The sequence below is a fragment of the Neisseria sp. P0009.S007 genome (assembly GCF_051962515.1).
Genome location: NZ_JBQCVF010000124.1, coordinates 1 through 5,552, shown reverse-complemented (window position 1 = coordinate 5,552; position 5,552 = coordinate 1). Strand labels below are relative to the sequence as shown.

At 55.7% G+C, this 5,552-nt stretch carries 2 protein-coding genes and 1 CRISPR repeat array; both genes read left to right on the top strand.

Annotated elements, in window-relative coordinates:
* On the top strand, nt 1-574 hold a 574-nt coding region (cas1, locus tag ACTHS3_RS10030), incomplete at its 5' end, for a CRISPR-associated endonuclease Cas1 (RefSeq protein WP_440367877.1).
* 75 nt (nt 575-649) lie between these two features.
* Nucleotides 650-943, top strand: a complete 294-nt coding sequence (cas2, locus tag ACTHS3_RS10025; protein ID WP_003746238.1) for a CRISPR-associated endonuclease Cas2 — start codon at nt 650-652, stop codon at nt 941-943.
* 189 nt (nt 944-1,132) lie between these two features.
* A CRISPR array of direct repeats spans nt 1,133-5,530; the repeat unit is 32 nt; unit sequence CCAGCCGCCTTCGGGCGGCTGTGTGTTGAAAC.
* Nucleotides 5,531-5,552: the final 22 nt, after the last annotated feature.

The window sequence follows — 5,552 nt, the reverse complement described above, 5'->3', positions numbered from 1 at the left end:
GTTGAAGGGCGCGGACGGGCTGGACGTGGTGCGCGGCATTGAGGGCGATGCGGCGGCGCGTTATTTCGGCGTATTCGGGCAGCTTTTGAGCGAAAAAAGCGGCTTTACTTTTGACGGGCGCAACCGCCGTCCGCCCAGAGACGGGGTGAATGCGCTGTTGTCGTTTGTGTACAGTCTGTTGGGCAAGGACATCAGCGGCGCGCTGCAAGGCGTGGGGCTAGACTCGCAGGTGGGCTTTCTACACGCCGACCGACCGGGGCGCGACAGTTTGGCGCAGGATATTTTGGAAGAATTCCGCGCGTGGTGGGCAGACAGGCTGGTGCTTTCCTTGATTAACCGAGGGCAAATCAAACCGCAGGATTTTGTTACCGAGGCAAGCGGTACGGTAAGCTTGAAAGCCGATGCGCGTAAGCTCTTGTTCCAAGCCTTGCAGGCGAAAAAGCAGGAGAAAATCGTGCATCCGTTTTTGGGCGAAGAAGTGGAAATCGGGCTGTTGCCGTATATTCAGGCCATGCTGTTGGCGCGACACTTGCGCGGGGATTTGGCGGAATATCCGCCGTTTTTGATGAGATAGGTTTGCAGGTCGTCTGAAAACGGGTTGGATGTTTTCAGACGGTCTCTAAAGCAGCCTTGCACATGGGAATACAAAATGCTGATGCTGATTACTTACGATATTTCGCTGGAAGACGCGGAAGGACAGGCAAGGCTGCGGCGCGTAGCGAAATTGTGTCTGGACTACGGCGTGCGCGTGCAATATTCGGTGTTCGAATGCGACATCGCGCCCGATCAGTGGGTCGTTTTAAAAGACAAACTCTTAAAAACCTACAACCCCGAAACCGACAGCCTGCGCTTTTACCATCTGGGCAGCAAATGGCGGCGGAAAGTGGAACACCACGGCGCAAAACCGACGGTGGATGTGTTTAAGGATACGTTGATTGTGTGAATCGCCAACCTGTTGTTCTCATGAAAATGTGGCAGGATTAGCGAATTAGGATTGTTCTTTAACAATCAGGATATTGCAAATGTGGGTATAACAGAAAAGGCTGTGTTATACTCGCATTTCTGCTTTTCTTGAGAGTTTAGCGAGATTAGGCTTGCGAAACCTGATGTAGCAAGGCTTTTGAGAGAGGCACCAGCCGCCTTCGGGCGGCTGTGTGTTGAAACCCTGACGATAGCTGCTTCATTGGCCTCAGTGCGCCAGCCGCCTTCGGGCGGCTGTGTGTTGAAACCAACCTTTTACCACCTTAGAAAGTGCTAATTCACCAGCCGCCTTCGGGCGGCTGTGTGTTGAAACTTCTATCCTGAATTGAATAAGTCTTTCAACTATGCCAGCCGCCTTCGGGCGGCTGTGTGTTGAAACCCGACGGGAGCAGGGGAGCTAATACCAAAGCCAACCAGCCGCCTTCGGGCGGCTGTGTGTTGAAACAAAAAAATCCTCTATTTAATAAATTTCAGTGATCGACCAGCCGCCTTCGGGCGGCTGTGTGTTGAAACCGACCTGATGACCGCGCTGGGAATCGGGACAAGCACCAGCCGCCTTCGGGCGGCTGTGTGTTGAAACGACAACAACAACAACCTGATCGCCATCGGCAGCACCAGCCGCCTTCGGGCGGCTGTGTGTTGAAACTTCTGAAAAAGTGTTTTCGATCTACCCACGGTGGCCCAGCCGCCTTCGGGCGGCTGTGTGTTGAAACCTTTACCGTTTGAAGCTGAAATTGATATCGAAGTACCCAGCCGCCTTCGGGCGGCTGTGTGTTGAAACTCTTCTCGGCGGCTCAAAACTGGCAATGGATTGCCAGCCGCCTTCGGGCGGCTGTGTGTTGAAACTATAAAGGCACTGGTCTAGCACGCATGCAACTTTCCCAGCCGCCTTCGGGCGGCTGTGTGTTGAAACCCTTTTTTGTAGGTTTCTTCGCGACTCTATTATTCCAGCCGCCTTCGGGCGGCTGTGTGTTGAAACATCTCAAAAGTTTTTTTCGCGAGTGGCCAAACAAACCAGCCGCCTTCGGGCGGCTGTGTGTTGAAACTTAACTATTATATCCCTTGACTTATTACTCCGCCCAGCCGCCTTCGGGCGGCTGTGTGTTGAAACCATTGAAGTCTTAGGCGCAATCGATGACGCGCCCCCAGCCGCCTTCGGGCGGCTGTGTGTTGAAACCGATGTCTTGTCTGATGAGGTGGAAGTGTGGCCGCCAGCCGCCTTCGGGCGGCTGTGTGTTGAAACTTCCGATGATAGGCGGAAGTCCTGCTGTTGGCAGCCAGCCGCCTTCGGGCGGCTGTGTGTTGAAACCGTGGAGAAACTTCTGCACAACGTGGCTTGTTAACCAGCCGCCTTCGGGCGGCTGTGTGTTGAAACACAATCTCGGCCTGATTCTCAACCCAGATTTCAGCCCAGCCGCCTTCGGGCGGCTGTGTGTTGAAACTCCAATGGCGGCACCCATGTGAACTCGTAGCTGATCCAGCCGCCTTCGGGCGGCTGTGTGTTGAAACATTCTTGAACGAGCCTGCACCAATGGTAATTGCCCAGCCGCCTTCGGGCGGCTGTGTGTTGAAACAACATCATCAATTCTGCTCGTACCCAAGAATTTGCCAGCCGCCTTCGGGCGGCTGTGTGTTGAAACTATTAAGATACAGATAAGATAACAGATGATTCATCCAGCCGCCTTCGGGCGGCTGTGTGTTGAAACCATGGCTGGAAGACGTCTATCTCTCCGGTTCGGCCAGCCGCCTTCGGGCGGCTGTGTGTTGAAACCTTGTGATTGTTGAGTAATGACAGCCGGAAAGACGCCAGCCGCCTTCGGGCGGCTGTGTGTTGAAACCAGTCCATCCGCAGAGGGGATTGGTGCAGCGCAACCAGCCGCCTTCGGGCGGCTGTGTGTTGAAACAACCTTTGGTAAATAATATCGAGTTCAGGGATAAGCCAGCCGCCTTCGGGCGGCTGTGTGTTGAAACCGCCAATCTTCGCCGAGCTTCCCGTACTTCTTGCCAGCCGCCTTCGGGCGGCTGTGTGTTGAAACATCGGCTCGGCTCGGCGGAAGTTTTCGGCTTCGCCCAGCCGCCTTCGGGCGGCTGTGTGTTGAAACTTGCTCCGTTTAGTTTGGTAGGCCGTCTGAAATTCCAGCCGCCTTCGGGCGGCTGTGTGTTGAAACATTTTTATAAAACGGGAGGGCGCGTGAGATTACCCCCAGCCGCCTTCGGGCGTCTGTGTGTTGAAACACTTGCTCCGCGTTCTGTTATATCTATGCCTGAACCAGCCGCCTTCGGGCGGCTGTGTGTTGAAACTTTGCGACCCATTCGACAAAACCAATCGCCAACACCAGCCGCCTTCGGGCGGCTGTGTGTTGAAACCCCTGCCGTCCGTATAATTCGATTCAACAGTTAACCAGCCGCCTTCGGGCGGCTGTGTGTTGAAACCCCGCCATCGTAGTACACCGTCAAGGTGTTGCTGCCAGCCGCCTTCGGGCGGCTGTGTGTTGAAACGTCTTCATTGCCGGATTGATGGCGAGGATGAGGACCAGCCGCCTTCGGGCGGCTGTGTGTTGAAACTTCGGGCGTGTTGATTTGGATGGCTTTATTGGTCCAGCCGCCTTCGGGCGGCTGTGTGTTGAAACCCTCCGCCCTGACCGCCGACATCACGCACACAACCCAGCCGCCTTCGGGCGGCTGTGTGTTGAAACGGATTGGCCCTACATACCGGAGCATTAATTTGGCCAGCCGCCTTCGGGCGGCTGTGTGTTGAAACGAGTGCAGCTAAGGCTTACGGCTGCCGTGTTTGACCAGCCGCCTTCGGGCGGCTGTGTGTTGAAACTGCCGATGACAGGCGGAAGTCCTGCTGTTGGCAGCCCAGCCGCCTTCGGGCGGCTGTGTGTTGAAACCGAGTATGGCAACAGTATTATCCGGATGGTTTCCCAGCCGCCTTCGGGCGGCTGTGTGTTGAAACGGTCGGTAGGACATTATCAGTACAAATGGCTGACCCAGCCGCCTTCGGGCGGCTGTGTGTTGAAACAAAGACATCTCCGAATTAACGTTGGTGTCTGTTTTCCAGCCGCCTTCGGGCGGCTGTGTGTTGAAACAGCCTGTTTTGAATAAAAAAGACAATACTCCGCCCAGCCGCCTTCGGGCGGCTGTGTGTTGAAACTATCGATAATGGTTCAGGCACCGTTATTAGTGCGCCCAGCCGCCTTCGGGCGGCTGTGTGTTGAAACATCTGCCAGTAAGTCACCGCCCTCTTCAATAATCCAGCCGCCTTCGGGCGGCTGTGTGTTGAAACGGCCGACGTGGTCGGCTCGGAATTTGAGCTTTGCCAGCCGCCTTCGGGCGGCTGTGTGTTGAAACGGTCATTAACGGTCGATATGAGCGGCTTATGCCAACCAGCCGCCTTCGGGCGGCTGTGTGTTGAAACTGTCATGCGCCGGTGTGAATTTAAGGGTGTTACTCCAGCCGCCTTCGGGCGGCTGTGTGTTGAAACCCGTGTGGCCGCTGGTGTCCGTTACGCCTTTACCCAGCCGCCTTCGGGCGGCTGTGTGTTGAAACCTTTCGGCGGCGCTGCCTGTTTCTTTAGGCTTTCGCCAGCCGCCTTCGGGCGGCTGTGTGTTGAAACCATCAAGATAGCGTAAGCAGACGGTGGGATACCGCCAGCCGCCTTCGGGCGGCTGTGTGTTGAAACTGCTTTTCAGCCTTTGCCAAGGCCGCTTTCAAGACCAGCCGCCTTCGGGCGGCTGTGTGTTGAAACTGCTGCTTTTCTTACTTGTACAAAATCACCAATTCCCAGCCGCCTTCGGGCGGCTGTGTGTTGAAACTAATTCACCGATTCGTTCATTGAATGGTAAACTCTCCAGCCGCCTTCGGGCGGCTGTGTGTTGAAACTTTAAAATCCTCAGATACATTTGTGAAACCGGAACCAGCCGCCTTCGGGCGGCTGTGTGTTGAAACCACTCTGGCAAGTCGCCCACATCCTGCCCCACGACCAGCCGCCTTCGGGCGGCTGTGTGTTGAAACCAGCAAATCGGCGGCGTGCCGGTCACTCTTTATCGCCAGCCGCCTTCGGGCGGCTGTGTGTTGAAACTACGCAAAACAAACCCAAGAGCCGCCGGAAATACCCAGCCGCCTTCGGGCGGCTGTGTGTTGAAACTTTTGAGTTTGATTTTATTTAGGCGTTGGCTCTTCCAGCCGCCTTCGGGCGGCTGTGTGTTGAAACACATTTAACGGCCTCGAATCCAGCGCCACCGAAGCCCAGCCGCCTTCGGGCGGCTGTGTGTTGAAACTCAAAGTGTTTTAACGTTTTCAGTCTAGTTTCGGACCAGCCGCCTTCGGGCGGCTGTGTGTTGAAACCTTGATTCGTGCATCACAAAATTCGATAGGAGTCCCAGCCGCCTTCGGGCGGCTGTGTGTTGAAACCATCAGGCGAAGCCACAACCGCCGGCGGGCAGCCCCAGCCGCCTTCGGGCGGCTGTGTGTTGAAACATTTCAAGTCTCCGGGAATGTTGTTTAGGAGCTTCCCCGCCGCCTTCGGGCGGCTGTGTGTTGAAACTGTTGGCTATACGCTCTGCGGC

Coding starts and splice junctions, on each gene's coding strand:
- cas2 (WP_003746238.1), top strand. CDS start 650: ATGCTGATGCTGATTACTTACGATATTTCGCTGGAAGACGCGGAAGGA.